20 protein-coding genes and 1 pseudogene are annotated in these 21,414 nt (G+C 45.3%); 9 read left to right on the plus strand and 12 right to left on the minus strand.

Features of this window, described 5'->3' with window-relative positions; genetic code table 11:
- Positions 1-6: 6 nt before the first annotated feature.
- A pseudogene (locus R5H20_RS05350) lies at positions 7-158 on the minus strand (alkaline phosphatase); the annotation flags it as partial.
- Positions 159-295: 137 nt separating this feature from the next.
- Here R5H20_RS05350 and R5H20_RS05355 point away from each other — a divergent pair.
- Together R5H20_RS05355 and R5H20_RS05360 are read left to right on the plus strand one after the other, a co-directional pair.
- Positions 296-865, plus strand: a complete 570-nt coding sequence (locus tag R5H20_RS05355; protein ID WP_029419067.1) for a serine O-acetyltransferase — start codon at positions 296-298, stop codon at positions 863-865.
- Positions 866-1,330: 465 nt separating this feature from the next.
- A complete protein-coding gene (locus tag R5H20_RS05360) occupies positions 1,331-2,155 on the plus strand; it encodes a C40 family peptidase (protein WP_006636616.1) in 825 nt (274 codons plus the stop codon).
- A gap of 50 nt (positions 2,156-2,205) precedes the next feature.
- Here R5H20_RS05360 and R5H20_RS05365 read toward each other — a convergent pair whose 3' ends face one another.
- Entirely contained in the window at positions 2,206-3,084 is an 879-nt protein-coding gene (locus R5H20_RS05365; protein ID WP_006636617.1) for a LysR family transcriptional regulator, read from the minus strand.
- 109 nt (positions 3,085-3,193) lie between these two features.
- Here R5H20_RS05365 and R5H20_RS05370 point away from each other — a divergent pair, with 109 nt between their 5' ends.
- Positions 3,194-4,294: a citrate synthase/methylcitrate synthase gene (locus tag R5H20_RS05370; protein ID WP_006636618.1), complete on the plus strand. Its 1,101-nt coding sequence runs from the start codon at positions 3,194-3,196 to the stop codon at positions 4,292-4,294.
- 375 nt (positions 4,295-4,669) lie between these two features.
- On the opposite strand, the gene R5H20_RS05375 is transcribed toward R5H20_RS05370, so the two are convergent.
- The gene (locus R5H20_RS05375; protein ID WP_006636620.1) at positions 4,670-4,903 is read right to left on the minus strand and encodes a hypothetical protein; all 234 of its coding nucleotides are present in this window, start codon (positions 4,901-4,903) and stop codon (positions 4,670-4,672) included.
- A gap of 468 nt (positions 4,904-5,371) precedes the next feature.
- Here R5H20_RS05375 and R5H20_RS05380 point away from each other — a divergent pair, with 468 nt between their 5' ends.
- From R5H20_RS05380 to R5H20_RS05390, 3 genes are all read left to right on the plus strand, one after another.
- The gene (locus R5H20_RS05380) at positions 5,372-6,784 is read left to right on the plus strand and encodes a branched-chain amino acid transporter BcaP (protein WP_006636621.1); all 1,413 of its coding nucleotides are present in this window, start codon (positions 5,372-5,374) and stop codon (positions 6,782-6,784) included.
- Between the two features lie 136 nt (positions 6,785-6,920).
- On the plus strand, positions 6,921-8,279 hold the full coding sequence (locus R5H20_RS05385) for a sodium-dependent transporter (protein WP_006636622.1): 1,359 nt from the start codon (positions 6,921-6,923) through the stop codon (positions 8,277-8,279).
- Positions 8,280-8,303: 24 nt separating this feature from the next.
- Complete coding sequence (locus R5H20_RS05390; RefSeq protein WP_006636623.1) at positions 8,304-9,929, plus strand: pyridoxal phosphate-dependent decarboxylase family protein; 1,626 nt, start codon at positions 8,304-8,306, stop codon at positions 9,927-9,929.
- Between the two features lie 87 nt (positions 9,930-10,016).
- On the opposite strand, the gene R5H20_RS05395 is transcribed toward R5H20_RS05390, so the two are convergent.
- Positions 10,017-10,892: an AraC family transcriptional regulator gene (locus R5H20_RS05395; RefSeq protein ID WP_006636624.1), complete on the minus strand. Its 876-nt coding sequence runs from the start codon at positions 10,890-10,892 to the stop codon at positions 10,017-10,019.
- Positions 10,893-10,973: 81 nt separating this feature from the next.
- Positions 10,974-12,365 (minus strand): MocR-like pyridoxine biosynthesis transcription factor PdxR, encoded by a 1,392-nt coding sequence (locus tag R5H20_RS05400; RefSeq protein ID WP_006636625.1) that lies wholly within the window; start codon positions 12,363-12,365, stop codon positions 10,974-10,976.
- Between the two features lie 116 nt (positions 12,366-12,481).
- Here R5H20_RS05400 and R5H20_RS05405 point away from each other — a divergent pair, with 116 nt between their 5' ends.
- Positions 12,482-12,913, plus strand: coding sequence for a GNAT family N-acetyltransferase (locus tag R5H20_RS05405; RefSeq protein ID WP_006636626.1), 432 nt, complete (start codon positions 12,482-12,484; stop codon positions 12,911-12,913).
- A gap of 32 nt (positions 12,914-12,945) precedes the next feature.
- Here the strand turns inward: R5H20_RS05405 and R5H20_RS05410 are convergent, their stop codons facing one another.
- The 3 genes from R5H20_RS05410 to sigM are packed head-to-tail and all read right to left on the minus strand — an operon-like array spanning position 12,946 to position 14,778.
- Positions 12,946-13,236, minus strand: coding sequence for a hypothetical protein (locus tag R5H20_RS05410; RefSeq protein ID WP_006636627.1), 291 nt, complete (start codon positions 13,234-13,236; stop codon positions 12,946-12,948).
- Positions 13,224-14,294: an anti-sigma factor gene (locus R5H20_RS05415; RefSeq protein ID WP_006636628.1), complete on the minus strand. Its 1,071-nt coding sequence runs from the start codon at positions 14,292-14,294 to the stop codon at positions 13,224-13,226. Before R5H20_RS05415 ends, R5H20_RS05410 begins: the two co-directional genes overlap by 13 nt.
- Positions 14,287-14,778, minus strand: a complete 492-nt coding sequence (gene sigM / locus R5H20_RS05420) for an RNA polymerase sigma factor SigM (protein ID WP_006636629.1) — start codon at positions 14,776-14,778, stop codon at positions 14,287-14,289. The genes R5H20_RS05415 and sigM overlap by 8 nt, the downstream gene beginning before the upstream one ends.
- 496 nt (positions 14,779-15,274) lie before the next feature.
- Between sigM and R5H20_RS05425 the strand changes: the two genes are divergently transcribed.
- On the plus strand, positions 15,275-15,877 hold the full coding sequence (locus R5H20_RS05425) for a lysophospholipid acyltransferase family protein (protein WP_006636630.1): 603 nt from the start codon (positions 15,275-15,277) through the stop codon (positions 15,875-15,877).
- 45 nt (positions 15,878-15,922) lie between these two features.
- Here R5H20_RS05425 and R5H20_RS05430 read toward each other — a convergent pair whose 3' ends face one another.
- The 4 genes from R5H20_RS05430 to R5H20_RS05445 form a co-directional block, all read right to left on the minus strand.
- Complete coding sequence (locus tag R5H20_RS05430) at positions 15,923-17,191, minus strand: acyl-CoA thioester hydrolase/BAAT C-terminal domain-containing protein (protein WP_006636631.1); 1,269 nt, start codon at positions 17,189-17,191, stop codon at positions 15,923-15,925.
- Positions 17,188-17,778: a TetR/AcrR family transcriptional regulator gene (locus R5H20_RS05435; protein WP_006636632.1), complete on the minus strand. Its 591-nt coding sequence runs from the start codon at positions 17,776-17,778 to the stop codon at positions 17,188-17,190. The genes R5H20_RS05430 and R5H20_RS05435 overlap by 4 nt, the downstream gene beginning before the upstream one ends.
- A gap of 136 nt (positions 17,779-17,914) precedes the next feature.
- Complete coding sequence (locus tag R5H20_RS05440) at positions 17,915-19,231, minus strand: hemolysin family protein (protein ID WP_006636633.1); 1,317 nt, start codon at positions 19,229-19,231, stop codon at positions 17,915-17,917.
- 60 nt (positions 19,232-19,291) lie between these two features.
- Positions 19,292-19,717 carry a Cu(I)-responsive transcriptional regulator gene (locus tag R5H20_RS05445; RefSeq protein ID WP_006636634.1) on the minus strand — a complete coding sequence of 142 codons (426 nt, stop codon included), beginning with the start codon at positions 19,715-19,717 and terminating at the stop codon, positions 19,292-19,294.
- 314 nt (positions 19,718-20,031) lie between these two features.
- On the opposite strand from R5H20_RS05445, the gene R5H20_RS05450 reads away from it, so the two are divergent.
- On the plus strand, positions 20,032-21,405 hold the full coding sequence (locus R5H20_RS05450) for a hemolysin family protein (RefSeq protein WP_006636635.1): 1,374 nt from the start codon (positions 20,032-20,034) through the stop codon (positions 21,403-21,405).
- The last annotated feature ends 9 nt before the right edge of the window (positions 21,406-21,414 follow it).

The raw sequence follows: 21,414 nt of genomic DNA on the forward strand, positions 1-21,414 counted from the left end.
CCTCTTTTATTTGTTATTCCACAAAATCTTGAAGATATTTTTCGCCTGATCCGTACTATCCAATATGCCGGTGAATGGCCCTTTTCCAGGGCCGAACGCATAGACAGGCACTTCCTCGTCTGTAAGTCGCCTGTAGTCCACCCCGTGTTTGACCGGCTTCAAAATCGTTTTTACCGCTTTTTCTACTGTACCCGCCTCATATTGTAAATTCAAGGAATAGATCGATTTTCCCTTATGGAAAATGGTTGAAGATAGGTGTTTTTATGGTGATATAATGAAAAAAGCAGGTGGTATTGTGATTTTGACAAAAGAATTGCGGTATTATCTGGAACAGGATAAAAAGGCTTTAGGGGTTTCCAGGCGAAAGCGGCCCAAATATTTTGGCGACTACGTATGGAAATATCAAATATGCCTGAGGAAGCATGAGTACTACGCGAATACCAATGCAAGGATGTTGAAGCACATCTACCGGTATCTTCATAAGAAAAAAGGGTTAAAACTCGGCTTTGACATCCCTATTAATGTTTTCGGCCCCGGTTTAAGAATCAACCATTTTGGGCTACTAGTCGTCAACAGCAATGCAAAAATAGGTGCGAATTGCGACATCCATCAAGGGGTCAATATTGGACAGAACCATGATCAGTTTGATGTGCCGACAATAGGCGATCATGTATGGATCGGCCCGGGGGCGAAACTGTTTGGAAACATTAAAATCGCAAATGGGATAACGATCGGAGCTAACGCCGTAGTCAACAGATCCTTTACCGAAGAAAATATTACAATAGCCGGTGTGCCGGCTCAAAAGGTGAAAGAGGCACTACACAAAACCTTCGGCGGTTCAGAACCGCAGCATACCGCACAGTAGCAGATTCGAAAAGCGGCGCGCCCCAGATCACGTGAACAACAAGCAGGAACTCCCGCATTCTTCCATTTTACCCTTCCAAACATGAAAAAATATTCCCGCATCAAACTTCTATTTAATAGGAGAAAAGAATTCCCGCTGAATTGAATCAATCGGATCGGCATTCAAATGGGCAGGATGCATCACAAGCATCAAATCAGTGAGTCCGCATTATGCACAATGTCATGTGCTGGGAGTTGTAGTAATAAAGTTATGTTTGAAATATAAATGAAATATTTAATACCCTTAAAAACTTTTTTTGAAAACGAATAATTAAGCAATTTGATGCGGGAAGTCAAGACTATTTCTAATGGAATATCCTCCTTATAATAGAATCAGAGGAAAGCTGAACGGAAGCTATTCCAATAATTTTTGAGAGATCTATTATTTTAAAATAATTCGCAAAAAATCTGCTTATGGGAGGACAACATGAAAAAACAAGTTTTAACTGCAACAACGGCGATTGTTTTGGGGACTTCATTATTTGCGGGAGCGGCATCCGCACAAACGGTGAAGGTGAAAAAAGGCGATACATTATGGGGATTTTCTAAAAAGTACGGGACAACAATCAACAAGATTAAAAAAGAGAACAAACTGACATCCGACACCATTTACATAGGCCAAACGCTATCCATCAATGGAAGCAGCAAGCAGTCAAAAGCATCAAAATCTGCTGCTTCTTCGTCTTCAACACATAAGGTCGTCAGAGGAGACAGCCTTTGGAAAATTTCAAAGACTTATAATATGACTGTTAATGAACTAAAAAAGCTGAACGGTTTAAAAACAGATTTAATTCGGATCGGACAAGTTCTGAAAGTAAAAGGGACAAGCAATGTAAAAGCGGCATCTACAACCAAACCAAGCTCGACAAGCAAGAAAACGACGCAATCTTCTACAAAGCTTAATACATCAAAGCTTGTCTCAGATGCGCGCGCTCTGATCGGAACTCCTTATAAATGGGGCGGCACGACTCCATCAGGCTTTGATTGCAGCGGATTTATCTGGTACCTGTTGAACAAGCAGACAAATGTGGCGAGAACGAGCACAGCCGGATACTGGAGCTCTATGACGAAAGTGTCAAGCCCTGCTGTCGGCGACTTTGTCTTCTTTACGACTTACAAGGCAGGACCGTCACATATGGGTGTATACATTGGAAACAATAAATTCATTCATGCCAGCTCAGACGGCGTCATGACGAGCGATATGACATCAAGCTACTGGAAGCCCCGCTATCTTGGCGCAAAACGCTTCTAATCGTAAATAAGAGAAAAACCCGTTCATCAGCATGAACGGGTTTTTTGCATTTAAAAACGAAACTGTGATAAGAACGTTAAAAAGCTCTGCACTTTCTCATTATCATGTAAACTGACCGCATATCCCCCTGCAACCGGAAGCTGCATGAAGTCGCAGGGAACCTCTATTAATCTTCCTTCCATCAGTTCGCGCCGCACCGTTGACAGCGGCAAAAATGAAATGCCGAGCCCTTCCGAAATTAATCGTTTTGTAATATGCGTCTGGGAAACAAGCATCGTTCTGACAAACGGAAACCTGAGCCTCAGCTGGCGGACCAAATCATCCCAGTATTCGGGATGGTTATGGGTAAGCAGCAAGTACTGTTCTAGCAGTTCTTTCACATCAAGCGGAGGCGCGCTCTCCGAGTCGCGGCCGTCATGGGGGGCCACCAGGATAACGGGATCGCTGTACATCGAATAGCAGGTCAGGCTTGAAGATTGCACTTTTAAGCAGCTCAGCCCGACATCCGCTTCACCCGCCGATATCAATGGGGCGATTTCCGCCGATTCGGCGATTTTGACTTTAATTTCCGCGTCCGGGTGTAATGACGTATATTTTTTTAGTATAAAAGGCAGGATTGTATCGGCAATGAGCGGTGAAACAGCCAGGTTCAAAGTTTGCAAATATCCCTGTCTGATTCTATGAAGCTCGGCCATGCTTGATTCATATCCTTCCAAAAGCTTCAGGGCAAAAGGAAGATATGCCCTTCCTTCTTTTGTTAAATGAATGCTTCTTCCTTTCCGGGTGAATAGTTGACAGCCGAGCTCTTCTTCCAGCAGTTTGATTTGAACGGTGACCGTCGGCTGGGAAATGAATAAAGTTTCCGCCGTCTTTCTGAAATTTTCGTATTTTGCCGCTGTAACAAAGGTGTGAAGCCATTTAAAATCCATATTGTTCCTCCTGATTAATTTTATTAATCAAAAACATCAATATAATTCACTATTTTTTAAATATTATATCAACTATAATGAGATTTACAAAGGCAAAGGAGGAATGATGATGGTTTATCATGGATTAAAAGGGATTGCTTGTGTTGAAACCTCAATCAGTCATATCGACGGTGAAAAAGGAAAACTCATCTACAGAGGGTACAATGCTGACCAGCTTGCTCTCACCTCAACATTTGAAGAAGTCGCATATTTGATCCTTCACGGAAATTTCCCACAAGACAAACATCTCAGACAATTTAAAGACATGCTTGCTTCTTTCCGCGTACTGCCTGAATCGGCAGAACAATTGATTCGCAGCCTTCCAAATCAATTAGACGATATGGCGGTTCTTCGTACGGTTATCTCTTCATTAGGGGAAAAAACGTATACATTCCGTCCGACAATGGAAGAAGCCATTCGGCTGATCGCCGCCGCACCTACAATCATTGCTTTCAGAAAACGTTTGCTGGATGGATTGAAGCCTGTTCAGCCGCATCCTGAACTCGGCTTTGTAGAAAACTATTTTTATATGCTGAAAGAAAAGCGTCCGACAGAGGCGCAAAAGAAAGCGCTTGAAACATACATGATTCTCGCAATGGAACATGGCATGAACGCTTCAACCTTTTCGGCAAGAGTGACGGTGTCGACAGAATCCGATCTCGTCTCCGCCGTTACATCTGCGATTGGCACGATGAAGGGGCCTCTTCATGGCGGAGCGCCGTCAGCCGTGACGGAAATGCTGGAAGACATCAAAGAAAAAGAAAATGCCGAAAGCTATTTAAGAGAAAAACTTGAAAAAGGCGAGAGGCTGATGGGATTCGGGCATCGCGTTTATAAAACGCATGATCCGAGGGCAAAAGCTTTGCGGGTGAAAGCTGAAGAAATTGCCGGAGGCGATCGGGATATCGAACTGGCCCTTCATGTTGAAAACACAGCCATCCGCCTGCTGGAAGAATATAAACCGGGCCGGAAGCTATATACGAACGTAGAGTTTTATGCGGCAGCCGTCATGAAAGCGATCGATTTTGACGCATCATTGTTCACGCCTACATTTTCGGCAGCGAGAATGGTCGGATGGTGTGCGCACGTGTTGGAGCAGTCTGAAAATAACACGATTTTCCGGCCGTCCGCTAAATATATCGGAGAAATGGCCGTCCCGTTAACACAATGAAAACGAAACAAGCTGACGCCGATATTCAAGCGGCGTCAGCCGGTTTCGTTTTTTTGCCCTTTTGTTTTACACCAAGAAGCCTCATGACGCGACAAGCCTCTTCAGCTACGCTTGAATCCACGGCTGTTCCCTCATACTGTTCATATGAACCTATACACCAGTCTTTTTGCCTTCTGCAGCATGCGAATCACGCCCAGCAGCGATCACCGTCAAGCGATACTGAAACTGACGGATGCCGGACATGCAAATATAAAGAATGAGACAATAGGAGTCATCGTCGGTTTTAGAGCCGGATCAGGAGCGTATGAAAGACAATGGGAAGTTCCTTCCGTGAACATTTCGGCTTGCAAACTGCTGCTGTTTTCAACGTACTGATCAAGAGTCCAGTTTAGAAGCTTCCTCGGCGATTCGCTCGAACGATTGGATAAACGGCTTGATTTCCGCTTCGTCAAGGACGAGGAGCAGCCTCGTGAGCGCGTCGCGGAACTGTCTGCTTGCTTCCAGCTTCGCTGTAAACCAGGTAAACAGCTTTTTGTTCGTCGCCGACAACGCCTTATGAAATCGTTCGGTATAGTCGCTCCATTCCTTCGATATATGGGAGATTGTCATTGTTGATTCACCTTCTCGTTTTATTCCTCTTGTTAAAATTATTGTTTATTAATATTTAAATAATTTAAATAAATGATAAACGAGAACGTTGGACGCTGTCACGGACAGCCCGTTTTATATGCAGTCTTCGCCGCGAGATGGGTGAATGTTTTGTGAAGATTAGCAAATGTATCCATATATAGGATTTGAACCTGTGAAACACTATTTCAAAAATTTAGATTGGTAGATTATTTTACATATTTTATCCTATAATACCAACCATGTGATAGAGTATAAAAAATATTTTAAAAATTTCGTTTTCTTTTTTCGTTTTTCCTATATAATAAGAACAGGTAGTGCGTAGTATTTTCGAATAATATTAACTGAAAATTCACAATAAATTGATTTTTAGGGGGTGGTGCTTTAGCAAGTGATGAACTAAAACCGCAAACTCAGGTAAATTCATTATTCCATGGGAGTGAAGTCATAATGAAAGACGGACTATTCAGAAAAAAGGGGATTGACAGCTTAATTGCTGCGACAAAAGGGGAAAAATCTCTAAGGAGGGATCTCGGCTCCTTTGACTTAACGATGCTTGGAATCGGGGCGATTATCGGTACGGGCATTTTCGTATTGACGGGTACAGGCGCTTTGACGGCGGGACCGGGGCTTGTGCTTTCATTCGTTATCGCGGCGTTCGCGTGTTTATTTGCCGCTTTGGCGTATGCCGAATTCGCTTCAACCGTGCCGGTTTCAGGCTCAGTTTATACGTACACGTATGCGACGCTTGGCGAATTGATGGCGTTTATCATCGGCTGGGATTTAATCCTGGAGTATTCATTGGCCGTTAGTACGGTATCTGCCGGATGGTCCGGTTATTTTCAATCGTTTTTGAACGGGCTCGGCATTCAGCTTCCCGTCGAATTGACAGCCGCTCCGGGCGCAATAAAAGGCACTGTCACGTATTTTAACCTGCCTGCATTTTTAATTGTTATCTTAATTACTTTTTTGCTGTATCTTGGAATCCGCGAATCAAAGCAGGTAAACAATATTATGGTCGTCATAAAAATCCTCGTCGTATTCGTATTTATCGCGGCTGCTGTCATGTATGTAAAACCGGCCAACTGGCAGCCGTTTATGCCGTTCGGCTTTACGGGCGTATTCAACGCTGCGGCGCTGGTTTTCTTTTCCTTCATCGGATTTGATGCCGTGGCTTCCGCCGCTGAAGAAACGAAAAATCCGTCGCGCAATCTGCCGCGAGGCATCGTGTATTCATTGCTCGTTTGTACGGTTTTATATGTCGTCGTATCGGCAATCATGACAGGCGTCGTTCCATTTATGCAGTTTAAAGGCATCGACCATCCGGTTTCGCTTGTCCTGCAAGTCACAGGCCAGAACTGGGCAGCCGGTATTATTGACGTAGGGGCCATCCTCGGAATGACAACCGTCATGCTGGTCATGCTTTATGGACAAACCCGCGTCATGTTTGCGATGTCCCGCGACGGTTTGGTTCCCCAAGCGCTGTCCAAAGTCCATCCGAAGCATAAGACGCCGTATATCAATACATGGTTTTTCGGTATTCTTTCCGCTTTAATGGGAGGATTCGTTCCTTTGGATGAGCTTGCAAAACTAGTCAATATCGGAACGCTGTCGGCGTTCATCCTGATTTCCATTGCGGTCATCGTAATGAGAAAAACACAGCCTGATCTGCCGAGGGCATTCAGATGTCCGGCGGTACCGCTTGTTCCGATTTTAGCCGTGCTGTTCTGCGGTTTTCTCATTCTGAACCTTGGCGGAGAAACGATCATGCGCTTTCTGATCTGGCTGGTGATCGGCCTTGCCGTCTACTTCCTGTATTCGAGAAAGCATTCAAAACTCGGGCAAACGGAAAGAGAGTCTTAAAAAAGATATGAAAAGAAGCAGCTAACAGCGGGCTGCTTCTTTTTGTCTATTCGGAAAAATGAAAATACGGCAGAAAGCTTTAAAAAAAGCCGCAAAATAAGAGATAATAGAATCGAAACAGAAAGGAAGTGAATGAATGAGCGACCGCATAGTTTCAGTAAAATGGGCCTCCAAAATAGGATTTGTGCTCGCGGCTGGAGGATCTGCCATCGGCCTTGGCGCTATTTGGAAATTCCCTTATGTCGCCGGAACGAACGGGGGAGGCGCGTTTTTTCTCGTGTTTGTTCTATTTACGGTCCTATTGGGATACCCCCTTCTATTAGGGGAATTTATATTAGGACGGAAGAGCCGTTCTGATGCCCTCGGTACATACAAAAAAATAGCGCCGGGGACGCCTTGGATCATAACGGGTTGGGTCGGGATCACAGCATGCTTTCTCGTGCTGACCTTTTACAGCGTCATCGGCGGCTGGATTTTGCTTTATATCATTAAAGCCGTGAGCGGTTCTTTATCAGGGCTTACACAGCCTGAGTACGGGGCGCTGTTTGGTTCGATTATAAAAGACCCCATTCAGACATTGGCGGCGCAGCTCGCGTTTATCGTCATGACGATCATTGTTGTGGCCAAAGGGGTGCAAAAAGGAATCGAACGGGTCAGTTCGATCATGATGCCGCTCTTATTCGTTTTATTTATTACGCTTGTCTTGCGGGCGCTGACTCTTGATGGTGCGATGAACGGCGTTCGCTTTTTACTCGTTCCCGATTTTGCGAGCCTGACGCCTCAAGCGGTTCTTTTTGCGCTGGGACAAGCATTTTTTACGCTGACCTTGGGTGTGTCGGTGATGGTGACTTACAGTTCATATTTATCCAAAACGCAAAATTTGCCGAAATCGGCATTGTCGATTGTGATCATGAACCTTGCCGTGACGCTTCTTGCCGGTCTGGCGATTTTCCCGGCCGTTTTTTCGTTCGGGCTTAAAGCTGATGAAGGTCCGACATTATTATTTGCGGTGCTGCCGGCTGTTTTTGATCAATTGCCGTTTGGCATGCTGTTTTTTATCGGCTTTTTGATCGCGTTTTTGTTTGCGGCGCTGACGTCTGCATTTTCGATGATTGAAATCATCGTCGCAGCCATCACGAAAGGCGATGACACAGGAAGGCGCAAATGGACATGGGCTATCGGCCTGCTGATTTTCATTGTCGGCATTCCGGCCTGCCTCTCTTACGGCGTGCTCGACAAGCCGGCGATCTTCGGCAAAACGTTTTTCGATGCGGCGGATTACGTTGTCAGCAATATCCTTCTGCCTTTGGGAGCGCTCTTAATGTCGCTTTTCATTCCTTTAAAATTGTCGAAAAAAGATTTATACGATGAAATGAAGAGCGGTTCGAGAGCGGGAAAAGGATTTTTTCTTGTATGGTTTTATCTTCTCCGCTTTCTTGTTCCGCTTGCCATTGTGCTTGTCTTTTTAAATTTAATTGGAGTGTTTACATTTTAATTGACATAGAGATGAGGGGATATGATGAAGCATATTCAAAGCATGTTTCCAAGCGAAGACGGCAGCAGAGAAGCCCGGTATGAACTGCTTGATCTGTTTGAAACCGTGCTGGCCGGGATGGATAAGCGCAAAAATCCGCATCGGCTGATACTTGGAAAAGAGGAACATGTGACGGCCGACTATTATCAGCGTATCATCGATCAGGCGGAGCTGCCTGAAAAAGGATTCGGCGTAAAAAAAAGCGTCGAAGAGCTGGTAAAGCTGCTTGACGGCCATCGTTTCTTAAACCGTCAATATGTGGCGAATGCGACGCCGCTTCCAAATAACGCCAGCCTTGCAGGAAGCCTGTTCATGACGCTTTTGAACGGAAACAATTTGTGGGATGTCGACGGAACGGCAGCAGCGAAAACGGAAGTTCAGATTTCGGCCATGCTGTCGGACATCGTCGGCTATGACAGGCAAAAAAGCACGGGATTTACCACCTGGGGAGGGCAGGGTACCGTTTTTCAATCGCTTAGGCTGGCGATCGCAAATGCCTGTCCTGATGCAAATCAAAAGGGGACCCCGCATCATTTGTACGCGTTTTGTTCAGAGCTGTCACATTTCAGCCTCTTTAAATCGATGCAGGCTTCCGGAATCGGGACAGATCATTTAATCCGGATCAAAACAAACGATGACCATTCGATGGACCTTGCCGATTTACGGGAAAAAATGAAGGCAGTCATTGAAGACGGCGGTCTTCCGGTTTATGTGCTGGCCACACTCGGAACAACGGATACATTCGGAATTGACGATCTGGAAGGCATAAGGAATCTGACGGAAGAATTGGAGTCCGAATACGGACTGCCGCATATTTACATACATGCCGATACAGCGATGGGCGGAATGTACAGCTTTTTTAACGTATATGATGTTGAAGATAATCCGCTCCGCTTTGAAGATGAAGTGCTTGCGGTGCTGGCCGGCTACAAATCCCATTTTCAGCATCTCGGCCTTGCGGACAGCCTTGTTTTTGATTTTCATAAACTCGGCCAAACTCCGTATGCGACCAGCCTTTTTTTGGTGAGGGACCGCACGGCTTTACAGGCGGTTGATCTTGATCCGGATGAGACGCCATACGTCGGAAACAGAGGCTTTGGCAGCTACCATACAAGCTATACGCTTGAATGCTCACGAATGGGCAGCAGCATACCGATTTACGCGTCTCTGCTTGCCTTTGGCATCAAGGGTTATCAAGAGCTGTTAGCAAATTACATCAGGGTGAACACGGCGTTTCGCAGAAAGCTGACAGACGCATTTCCGAATGCAGCTGTCACAAATGAGATTTCGCCGGTTACGACATTCAGATTTTACCCCCGGGAAGTCCGCTATCATGATGAAATAAACGGAAGCATCACGGAAAAAGAGGTTCTTGAAATCAATCAATATAATGAAAAAATTGCGGAAACATTGGGGAGATTTCGCAGCCAAACTTATTTTGGCAGCACGAAAAAACAGCGGTACGTTTATCCGGCCGACACCCGGTCTCCGATTCCGCTCTATGTTCAAAAATTTTACAGCGTGTCTCCCTATACGACGGTCGAAGCAGTAGATGAGTATATTGACTTTTTAAAAGCCCGCATAGAGCCGTGTCATATCATCACAACATAAAAAACGGGGATTTTTATGAAGGGAAAAGAGCTATGGAGAAGGGGAGTTCCCCCTCATTCCATAGCTCTTCTTGCATCTGCCAAAGGGTTAGCGTTTTTGTAAAACCGGCACCCATATTTGACTTTTGAAAGATGGGGAGTCTAAATCTTTGCTTTCATTCCAAAGGATTTCCGGACCTTCCGTTTGTTCATAGTTTGAAGAAGGGAACCATTCGGAGTAAATACGGCCCCATACATCCTGCAGTGTCTCAGGGAATGGACCGGCTGCTTCGAATACGGCCCAAGTCGAGGCAGGGACTTCAAGCTGTACGAAATGATCCGGACATTGTTGAGTCGTTGCCACACCGATATAATGATCAAGCTCTCCTTTCTCTTCCATTCGACTTTCCGAAAAGTTCACAGACGCTTGAAGCAGGCCTTGGGGTTCCATGTTAGATAGCGTTTTAAGCTGGGTGATCATCTCATTGTTCAGCGTTTTCCACATAGCGGCGATTTCCGGATTGATCCCGTGGAAGACGATAGGGACTCTTTTTTTTATGCCAACTATGCGAAATGGAGCTTTATTTTCGATCCGATAGTTCATTTCATTTCCTCCTTTAATCGTCAGCTGGAAGGTCATTTCAGGGTATGCCTTAAGCGTCTGAGCGCCGCTTCTCGCTTCCGTCGGTGTCATCCCGTGCAACTTTTGAAACGCCCTGGTAAAAGCGTCAGGAGAGTGATAGCCGTATTTCACGGCAATATCGATCACCTTTGCCTGGCTGCCTTTTAGTTCAAAGGCTGCGAGGGTCAGCCGCCTGCGGCGGATATATTCAGACAGTGAAATGCCCGCGAGGAAGGAAAACATCCTCTTAAAATGATATTCTGAACAGAAAGCCCGTTTTGCTGCTTCTTTATAGTCAATGTCGTTTGCCAAGTTGTTTTCAATATACTTCATCGCTTCATTCATGTGCTTAAGCATATCCATTAAATGACCTCCTCTACTGCAGAATAGCAGAACCCCAATGAACCCATCCGACTTTTCGTGCACGATGATGCAGGCGGTGCCCTAAAGTCTCCACGCTGTTTTGAGCTTTTTGATTCCGGTCTTGATCTCTTCTTCAGAGAGTCCGCCAAATCCGAGAAGTACTGCCGCGGTTTTGGGCGGATGATCATATGAAGCAGATACAGGGTAAACCTTTACTCCTTCATCAAGGGCCTTTGATATAAGCCATTCTTCGCTTGCTGCACCGCTCGGTTCAAGAATGACATGGAGGCCTGCATTTTCTCCTTTGACGGCAACGGTGCCTCCTAATTCTTGACGGACAGTCTCAAGCAGCGCTTTTCGTTTTTTTCGATAAAGCGTCCGCATTCGATTTATATGCCTCTGCCAGTCGCCGTTTTGCATAACATGAGCGATGGCCCACTGCACGTGGCGGGAGACGGTTTGTTTGTATAATGAAGCGAGCTTTTGTCCCTCTTTGACAAGCGGAACAGGGAGAACCATATAGCCGACTCTCAGGGACGGAATCAGCGATTTGGAAAAGGTGCCCATGTAAATGACGCGGCTGTTTTGATCAAGTCCCTGGAGAGACGGAATCGGCTGTCCTGCATAGCGGAATTCTCCGTCATAATCGTCTTCAATGATATAAGCATCTTCGGAAGCCGCCCAGTCGAGCAGCTGCAGTCTTCTGCCGATCGGCATGACCATTCCAAGCGGAAACTGATGTGAAGGAGTGACATATGCCAGCTTCAGCTCGTGCTGGCGAAGCTCATCCACGGCTATCCCGCTGTTATCAACGGAAATCGGGATGACTTGGAAGCCGCCGGTTTTAAAGACTGTTTTGGAACGGTGAAATCCGGGATTTTCAAATCCGATCGCTGTCCCTTTCTCAAACATCCTGCATAAAAGCTCCAGCAAAATCGGTGTGCCGGCGCCTATAATGACCTGTTCAGGCGTGCACATCACGCCCCGCGATTCCCTGAGATAGGCAGCAATCATCATTCTCAATGAAAGGTCCCCGGCCGGCGGTCCGCTTTGAAAAAGCTCAATTTGCTCAGCTGCTTTGGCCATCGTTTTTTTCCATAGCGAAAAAGGGAACCCCCGAAGATCGACATGACCGTGATGAAAATCAATGATATGCCGCGAAGGAGGCGTTTCATCCGCTGCTGTCGGTCCGGGAAGGGGAGGGGAAAGCGTTTCATTCAAGCTTCCTTCTGCTTCAGCGGCATACCAGCCCTTTCTCGGCCTGCTGATCAGATAGCCTTCTGCTGTAAGCTGTTCGTATGCATGTTCAACCGTTGTTTGGCTGACATTTAAATGTTTGGAAAGCGCGCGTTTGGAAGGCAGCTTTGTACCTGCGCTGATCCGCCCCATATGAATTTCATTTTTAATAAACAAATAGAGCTGCTGATAAAGCGGTTTCCGCTTTTCAGGCTGCAAATACGGCGTTATCTCCATATTTTCACCCTTTCTCTCGTTAACTGGCATTCATAATTTTATCAAAACTGACTATTTTAATCATGCCACATTTAGGGATAAAGTAGATGCAGAACGATCAGAAAGGAGTTTTGACAATGCTTTATCATAAGGAAATACAATCTGAAAAAGAGCTTCTTGAGGTTTATCCGATTATGAAACAGCTTCGGCCTCATCTGGATGAAGCCGCGTTTTTAACGCTTACCGACAAAGCGCGAAAATCTGAACACTACAAGCTTTTCGCATTGTACAACGATGACGTCCCCGTGGCTTTGGCAGGCTTTCTGCCAAGAGTGTCTTTGAGTCAGGGCATTCATGTATGGGTGGCGGATCTGGTCACGTGCGAAAAGCACCGTTCAAAAGGCTATGGAAAACGGCTGTTAACGGCTGTTGAAGAATGGTCAAGAGAACACGGCTGCGGATCTGTCGCTCTTTCCTCCGGAACGGGGAGGCGCGATGCGCATCGGTTTTATGAAGAAAAAATGAATTATAAGAAAGCAAGCTATCTATACCGCAAGCCGCTGGCATAAAAAAATCCCCGATAAAAATCGGGGATCTGCCGTTAAAAACCTAGCTGCAGATTTGTATCAATCGAGACGATGGTCCATACGCATATGAGTATGAAAATATTGAGGATAACGCCGAGCAGCCCTAAACCTGTCCGGCCTTTTTTGATGATCAGCTCAATGATTCCAAGCGGTATGGCTGCCATTGCAAAAGGAAGCATCTTATAGGAATATGCGATCGTATCGCTTATGATGGCCAAATTCAATATGAAAAGGGAAAGAATCGCCGTCCCGATCGATACCCATCCAAATACATTATGTTCCTTGAAGATTCTTACCAGTTCCATAATTCCACCTCACCTACTTTAGCTGCTTTCACAGGCCCTTTTTCGATCAGCCGCTCGATTTCTTTTGACGGGCCGGTCACGACAGCTCCATATACGTTGATGCCGTTTTTATCCACATAGTCAAGACGTTTTGTAATCTTTAAATCTTTTCTTCCTGACAGGGTTTCGGCCCATTTGCGATGTTTGGAGATATACGTAAGCGCTGCTTTAAATTGTTCATCTTCGTTTAGATCCGGATGCTGAAATTTAAAGATCCGGCTTGAATCCTTGCCAGGAAACCCGATCGGCTCCGCGTACGGATGGTCTCTCAGGTTGTCTTCCGTTTCGATCGCATTCCAAAGCACGCGAATGTCATATCCTTTTAATTTGTCATACAGTTCATTGGTCGGATAGGATCTTTCGAATGAAAGGAAAGCTTCAGTGACAGTCCCGGAGGGCAATTGTTTTAATATCGACTTCGCTTTGGATACGGATTTTTCTTTTATGCCGGCTGGATAGATAAAATACCGTTCTTCATTTGCAAGCTCCTGATTGTATTGCCGGACTTCCGGAGGCTTCAGCTGGTCAAAAAACATATTCACTTCTTCATTTCCAACGATTTTCGTGACATTTCCTATTTGTTTTTTTAATGGGAACTGGGTATTGATCCCGAACAATTTTACTTTATTGCTGAGAGCATCTGTATCCACCTGAATGTTCGGCTGGGTGACGGCAATGGTCATGGAAGCGGTCTGCACAAGCTCATTCCCTTTACTGTCATGTCCTCCCAACCCGTAGTACAAATAGCTGCCGAGCGTACAAAGCGGCAGGATAATCAGCGTTGAAAGAACGGCAAGGGTCGAGATTCGCAAATATGATTTGTTTTTCCCGTATCTTAAAATCGCTTTTTGTTTTTCAGGGCTGAGCGCAAGATCCCAGTTTTCATCTTTCATTTCCTGATCAAGCATTTCCTGATAGGCTTCAAGCTTTTCCAGTTCTTCTTCAACCTGTATCATTTCCGCTTCGGAAAGCTCGCCGTTTTTATACTGTTCCCAACGTTTTTTGAAATCTTCATTCATCGTTAACACCTCTGTTGTAAAGTGCTTTCAGCCTCTGTCTGGCACGAAATAAAACACTCTTAAAATTAGCCTCCGAGATATTCATCAAGCTTGACGCTTCCTTGTAGTTCAGCTCTTTTAAATAATACAGCGTCAGCGCTTCCCTGTAGTTGTCGGGCAGCTGGTTCATATATAACGTCAACACTTCCTTAATTTCGACCTGGTGTGCCGGACTTTGGACCGCGGTTTGAAAAAGGCTTCCGATCAGATCGTCAGAAATCGTCACTTCTTTTTTATGTTTTCTGACATAGTCGATAAAAGCATTGCGAGCCACCTGAAAAAGCCATGGCTTCACTTTGCTGTGGTCGTAAGAGTGGATGTGTATGTAGGCCCGCATAAAGGTTTCCTGTAGCAAGTCCTCTGCCAGATGTTTATCTTTCGTCATGGAGAGCAGAAACCTGTAAACATCATTCATATACATTTGGTAAATTTCGTCGATAGTCACTGCCTTTTCTCCCCTCTATGTTATAAACGCATAAGAAAGGTTTGAGGTTGCACTTATTATGTCCACGGCTATTTTTTCCTCCAATTTCTTACCCTTAAAAAATCACCTTATCCTATATAGTAACCAAAAATGATAGTGAATGATAGAGTGAAGCATTTTTCTTAAAGAAGCAAATGGTCTGAAAAGGAGGGGGCACAAATAGAACATGCCAAAATCTCGAGGGACATCTACCAAAACATCGCCGGGATCGGACTCGGCACATGGGCGATCGGCGGCTTTATGCGGGAAGGCTCCATGAAAAAGAGGAAAATCAACGCCGCGCGCTCTGAGCAAGGAGTCAATGTAATCCGGCTGCGCGCCTCCATATGGTTTCATACAGCCGGAAGTGCCCCGGTTTTTTTCGGGAAAAATTAATTTTTAGTACCAGGTAATAAAAAATATTGTTATAATAAACGAAGGAAAGCCTCAATCGACTACTACATAAAGGAAGTGCCATATGTATAAATTTATCGGTTATGCTGCAAAAGCGATTCTTTCTTTACGCGGCGGAATTAAAGTATACAATAAGGAGAATCTTCCTAAAGATACGGGTTTCGTGCTAGCCTGCACACATTCCGGATGGGTGGATGTCGTCGCATTAGGTGTCGGCATTTTGCCTCATGAAATTCACTACATGGCGAAAAAAGAACTTTTTGAAAATAAATTAAGCGGTTCTTTCCTTTCCAGCATCAATGCTTTTCCGGTCGACCGGGAAAATCCGGGGCCAAGCAGTATCAAAACCCCGACCAAGCTGCTGAAGGAAGAAAAGATTGTCGGCATTTTCCCAAGCGGGACGAGAACATCGGAAGACGTCCCTTTAAAAAGGGGAGCAGTCACGATCGCCCAGATGGGAAAAGCGCCGCTCGTCCCGGCCGCATACAGCGGTCCTTCCAACGGAAAAGAGCTTTTCAAAAAAGGCAAAATGAAACTGATCATCGGTGAACCTCTCAACCAGGAAGATTTCGCTCAATATTCATCAAAAGAAAAACTGGCGAAAATGACAGAGGCGTTAAATAACAGCATTAAGTCGCTTGAGAAAGAGCTTAAGCAGTTATCATGAACAAACAAAAAAACAGCTTGTAAGAGGCTGTTTTTTTGTTTTCACTTATTCCACAACATCTTTCAAAAACTGAAGCAGTTCCCGCCAAAATGCCTCTGATGCCAATGCATCCGCCTCAGTTCCGCCGCCATATACGATGTTTGTGCTGTTCCTTGCTGTAGTTGGAAAATACGGCGGTCTGATGTGATGGCCTGCCTGTTTCAAGCAGACATGCTTGAAAAAATGAGGAAAACGATGCTTTTTCAAACGTTCAATAACCATCTCGCTCATGTGAGCCGACGGCCAAACCATATCATCTGTACTTGATGTTAAGAGGACAGGCCCTTGTATACGTTCTGCTTTTATGATTGAAGGATGCTCTTCAGTGACATGGCGGAGCGCATGTTGATAAGCGTCCAGATAACATTGCGGCTGCCGTTTTATTTTTTGTTTGAGCCATTTTCCCAGCAGCGAAAAGCTGAAAAATGGGAGGGGGGCATAGGGCAACGGAGAGCCTCCGACACTCCACGAAGATGTCTGTCTCAGGCGTTTCAGCCCCACTCCCTGAAAGACGATTCCCCCGCCTACGTGTGAGATGACAAAACGAATGCCGGGAAAATGAGAGCCGATCAATAGGGCGAGCTCACCGCCTTTAGATCGCCCGAATATTCCGATCCGTTCATGGTTTAGCCCGTCTTGCTCAAGAAGCCAGGCAAGGGTTTTCTGAAAATATTCGAGCGGGATTTCAATCAATTTTTTAGGAAGATCGCCGTACTGAAAATAAGGGAGGGCCAATGCAGCATATCCGGAATTGGACAGCATCCCTGCTGTCGTTTCATCAAGGCCCCCGTCCGATCCGCCCAAAACAATCACAACAGGAGGGTGTTCGACAGAACGGGGACGGAAAAAGGTCCCGGCGACTCCGTGTGCATTCACTTCTTCTCTAATGATCGTTTCCGAGATGATCAGTCGTTTGATTTTCTTTCTTAAAAGGATGTTTCCGTTTTGCTTGACTTCAATGTTAAAAACAGAGGGACGAGCCGATTTTTTTTGAAATGCGCAGGTCGGGTCCGCCGCTTTCATTGACCAAAAAAGCCCCATTTGATCTTTGACACGGTATGTACCTTCCAAAGGCATTGTCATTGCGGGATCGACTTCTCCAGCATCATCGGCTTGAAAGACTGCCCTGGACCTCCAGTTGACATCGGCTTCATCATTAACCTCAGCAGCGATTTCAACCGATTCTCCTGGAGCAAAACCGCTCAATTTTATATTTATTTTTTCATCCCATTGCGAGATCGCAGGGATATGGATTGCAGGCTGGCGGTTAATCAAGACGGCTCCTCCTTTTCAAGCTTTGACCGGAATAAATCGACACACTCATGAATAAAATCATCAGCGCTTTCATCATTTGCTTCATCAGGTAATGATTGAAACAGAATATATTGGTTCAACAAGCCGAAAAACATCCTGCTGAGCATTTGAAAGTTGCCGTTCGAAATTTTGCCCTGATCGTAAAGCTTCAAAAAATAAGCAGCTAAAAAGCCGTGTAATCGGCGGGGGATTTCCGCGATTAATTCAGATACCTCCGGATCTTGTTTCGCTTCAGTGAAATACAGCCAAAACATACTGTCCTTTTCCAAGTTTTCTTCAAGGTACAATTTGGCGATCAATCTCAAATCATCTTCTAGACGGCAGGTGAGCTTTCCGGCAAGACCGCTAAAAAAATCACCTGACGTTACATGCTGAATCACACTTTCGCGAAATAGATTTCTTTTACTCCCGAAATGCCTGAAAAGGGTCAAATGATTGACGCCTGCCTTTTCAGCTATATCCCTTGTGGACGCCGCTGTATATCCTTTTTCTTTGAAGAGTGTAAGGGCAGCCTGAATTAACCGTTCTCTTGTTAACTGTTTTGTCATTTGTCTCTCCTTCATGTAACCATTTGATTACATTTTAACCGAAAATAAAAATGTAATCAAATGATTGCATTTTTGAAAGCCGAAAAAAGAGGATGCAGTGTGACCGCATCCTCTTTCTGTAAATATTCGATTGTCATCACGCTTCTTCAAGGAGTTCTTCAGCGGCTCTTTTAACCTCGACATATGAGACGTGGTGGCCGTCGATTTCATTAATCGTAAATTCAAACCCTTGATCGGTGATGGTATCGCCTTTTTGAACCTCATATTTCTGTGTGAGGAACCATCCGCCGATCGTGTCAACTTCTTCATTGTCCAGCTGAATGCCGAGCAGATCGTTGACCTGGTTGACCAGCACTTTCCCGTCAAGAATGAAGTGGTCTTCGCCAATTTTACGAATTTCATTGATTTCGTCTATATCGAATTCGTCGCGGATTTCCCCGACGATTTCTTCAATGATGTCCTCGACCGTGACAAGTCCAGCCGTACCGCCGTATTCATCCGAAAGAATCGCCATGTGGACGCGTTCTTTCTGCATTTTGAGAAGAAGATCGTGAATCGGCACAGTTTCGATCACATGAATGATCGGATTGATAAATTGTTCAATCGTGTCTTCTTTTGAGCATTCTCCGCTGATGCAGGCCGTCAGAATTTCTTTGACATTGACGACGCCGATAATGTTGTCCTTGTCGCCGTCTTCCACAGGATAGCGCGTGTAGCCTTCGGCTTTTGTCACATCGATCATATCTTTGATCTTCATGTCATGCGGAAAGCTGACGACTTCTGTTCGCGGAATCATGATCTCTTTGGCAAGACGGTCATCAAATTCAAAAATTTTGTTCACATATTTGAATTCAGATTGATTAATTTCGCCGCTTTTATAGCTTTCCGACAGGATGATCCGCAGCTCTTCTTCAGAGTGGGCCATTTCGTTCTCAGAGACCGCTTCGAGTCCAAACGCTTTAGTCAAAAGTCTCGCCGATCCGTTCAGCGTCCAAATGAATGGAAACATGATCCGGTAAAACCAAATGAGAGGCTTTGCGAAAAGAAAGGAGACGGCTTCCGCCTTTTGAATCGCAAGCGTCTTTGGAGCGAGCTCCCCGACGACAACGTGGAGAAACGTAATGAAGCTGAATGCGATCACAACCGCAACAATGTGCGAAGCCGAGCTTGGAATGTTCCACTTCATAAAGAGCGGTTCAAGCAGCCGGGCGACCGTCGGTTCCCCGAGCCATCCGAGTCCGAGAGCCGTCAGAGTGATACCGAGCTGGCAGGCCGATAAATATTCATCCAAATGTGTGACGACTTTTTTGACCGAAATCGCTGTTTTGTTCCCTTCGGCTATCAGCTGGTCGACCCTCGACGTTCTGATTCTGATAATCGCAAACTCGGATGCTACGAAAAATGCTGTCAACGCAATTAAAACAGCAACAAAAATCAAATTAACTATATCCAATTAGGACCTCCACTCTAACGTGAGAATGAAGGTAACACCTCCTGTTTAGTAAAAGATTAACTAAAGCAGCAGCATAAAAGATTGGATGACTTCAAGCTTTTCGGGTGAAAGCCGGCTTTTCAACGCGGCCCGCTCATCGGGATTCAGCCGCTTCATCCGGTTGATGATCACGGAGATTGTATCGTTTACATGATCAATTTCCGACGTAAGACTTCCAATTTCATCATCATTTGCAGGTGAAGAGGGAAACTGGTTTTCCAGCCGCAGTTTGATGTCGGACAGAGCCAATCTTTGCCGCTTGCAGTCCGTAATAAATTTCAGCCGTTTGAGAGCGGCTTCATCATAATAACGGTAGTTCGAACATGATCTGTCAGGCGTTAAAAGCCCAAGATTTGTGTAATAATCCACAGTGCGCTTTGTCACGCCTGCCGCAGCTGCTAATTCGCCGATGCGATATTTCTCTGCCCCATCTGCATCCCTCCTCAACCATCACGTTATAGTTATAAAACATTTTAATATATTAGAAGCAGTTTATACAAGTTAATTGATAAAAAAAGGGCGTGGAATTCATGAAGCCGCCTTTATTTTTTCTAAATATTCGCGAAAATATTGTCGGATTTAAAGTTTAGACATTTGACTGACTGTTTTTTAATAAAGTAAGATAATAGTATATATTGACTTGGAGGTGGTATGATGGGGCCCTCTGCATAGTCATTCATACAGAACAAACATCAGCCTTATTACGGGAATTTGAATTCAGCAGGAGGTGACTCCTTATCCTCCGAGAAGGATAAGGTTAAATGGACGATATCGTTAGTCTGATGATCATCGGCGTTCTGATTGCTTTAACTGCTTTTTTCGTTGCATCAGAGTTTGCAATTGTTAGAGTAAGAAGCTCGCGTATTGATCAGCTTATAACGGAAGGAAACAAAAAGGCAGTTCGCGCAAAGCAAGTGATATCGGATTTAGATGAATATCTGTCAGCTTGCCAGCTTGGAATTACAATCACAGCTTTAGGTTTGGGCTGGATGGGGGAGCCGACGCTCAGAAAGGTGCTGCATCCGCTCTTTGAAAGCCTTGATGTCCCAGTTTCTATTTCACAGGCGCTGTCAGTTGTCATTGCTTTTTGTGTGATTACATTCCTGAACGTTGTGGTTGGAGAACTGGCCCCTAAAACCATCGCGATCCAAAAAGCGGAGCAGATGACGCTTTGGCTGTCGGGACCGCTGTATTTTTTCCATATGGCCATGTTTCCGTTCATCTGGATATTAAACGCTTCAGCCAGAGTGCTCACCGGATTATTCGGTTTGAGGCCTGCTTCGGAAAAGGATGAATCGCATTCAGAAGAAGAATTGCGCATTTTGTTATCAGAAAGCTATAAAAGCGGAGAAATTAATCCGTCTGAATATAAATACGTCAATAAAATTTTTGAATTTGACAACCGGATTGCCAAGGAAATCATGGTGCCCCGCACCGAAATTGCCTCCCTCTCGGCGGATATGCCGATCGATGAGGCCTTGGCGGTTATGCTGAAAGAAAAATACACGCGCTGGCCCGTCTATCAAGGCGATAAGGACCACGTCATCGGCATGATCAACACGAAGCAGCTGTTTACAGATATGCTGTTCATGTCAGAGGCGGAAAAAAAACGTCTTTCGCTTAAAGCGTATGTCCGGCCCGTCATTGAAGTCATCGAAACCGTGCCCGTCCAAAAGCTTCTCATCAAAATGCAGCGGGACCGGATCCACATGGCGATTTTGACGGATGAATACGGAGGGACGTCAGGGCTTGTCACGACAGAGGATATTCTCGAGCAAATCGTCGGAGACATCAGGGATGAATTTGACGAAGACGAACTACCGCTCATTCAGAAGGTTTCCGACCATGAATATGTCATGGACGGAAAAGTGAGAATCGATCAGGTCAATGAGCTGTTCGAGGATGTCATAGAAGAAGATGAGGTCGACACTGTCGGCGGACTCGTGTTGAAAGAAAACATTGATATCAGAGAAGGCCAGGCGGTTCATGTCGGCTCTTATACGATTACGGTCCTTGAGATGGAGGGCCGGCTGATTAAGCACGTAGAGATCAAACAAGAACAAACGACAGAACATGTCGAACTGGCGCCCGCAGATCCGGTCATGATCAATGAAGTCACCTTGAGCGAAAAATAAGCTCAAGGT

Source organism: Bacillus sp. KICET-3, from assembly GCF_033261025.1.
Lineage (GTDB): Bacteria > Bacillota > Bacilli > Bacillales > Bacillaceae > Bacillus > Bacillus sonorensis.

Bases quoted from the DNA above. Each gene is read 5' to 3' on its own strand.
- R5H20_RS05405 (WP_006636626.1), top strand. From the start codon at position 12,482: ATGCTTTATCATAAGGAAATACAATCTGAAAAAGAGCTTCTTGAGGTT.
- R5H20_RS05375 (WP_006636620.1), bottom strand. From the start codon at position 4,903: ATGACAATCTCCCATATATCGAAGGAATGGAGCGACTATACCGAACGA.
- R5H20_RS05390 (WP_006636623.1), top strand. From the start codon at position 8,304: ATGAAGCATATTCAAAGCATGTTTCCAAGCGAAGACGGCAGCAGAGAA.
- R5H20_RS05435 (WP_006636632.1), bottom strand. From the start codon at position 17,778: ATGACAAAACAGTTAACAAGAGAACGGTTAATTCAGGCTGCCCTTACA.
- R5H20_RS05425 (WP_006636630.1), top strand. From the start codon at position 15,275: ATGTATAAATTTATCGGTTATGCTGCAAAAGCGATTCTTTCTTTACGC.
- R5H20_RS05360 (WP_006636616.1), top strand. From the start codon at position 1,331: ATGAAAAAACAAGTTTTAACTGCAACAACGGCGATTGTTTTGGGGACT.
- R5H20_RS05365 (WP_006636617.1), bottom strand. From the start codon at position 3,084: ATGGATTTTAAATGGCTTCACACCTTTGTTACAGCGGCAAAATACGAA.
- R5H20_RS05380 (WP_006636621.1), top strand. From the start codon at position 5,372: ATGAAAGACGGACTATTCAGAAAAAAGGGGATTGACAGCTTAATTGCT.
- R5H20_RS05410 (WP_006636627.1), bottom strand. From the start codon at position 13,236: ATGGAACTGGTAAGAATCTTCAAGGAACATAATGTATTTGGATGGGTA.
- R5H20_RS05400 (WP_006636625.1), bottom strand. From the start codon at position 12,365: ATGGAGATAACGCCGTATTTGCAGCCTGAAAAGCGGAAACCGCTTTAT.
- R5H20_RS05370 (WP_006636618.1), top strand. From the start codon at position 3,194: ATGGTTTATCATGGATTAAAAGGGATTGCTTGTGTTGAAACCTCAATC.
- R5H20_RS05395 (WP_006636624.1), bottom strand. From the start codon at position 10,892: ATGGATATGCTTAAGCACATGAATGAAGCGATGAAGTATATTGAAAAC.
- R5H20_RS05415 (WP_006636628.1), bottom strand. From the start codon at position 14,294: ATGAATGAAGATTTCAAAAAACGTTGGGAACAGTATAAAAACGGCGAG.
- R5H20_RS05450 (WP_006636635.1), top strand. From the start codon at position 20,032: ATGGACGATATCGTTAGTCTGATGATCATCGGCGTTCTGATTGCTTTA.
- R5H20_RS05385 (WP_006636622.1), top strand. From the start codon at position 6,921: ATGAGCGACCGCATAGTTTCAGTAAAATGGGCCTCCAAAATAGGATTT.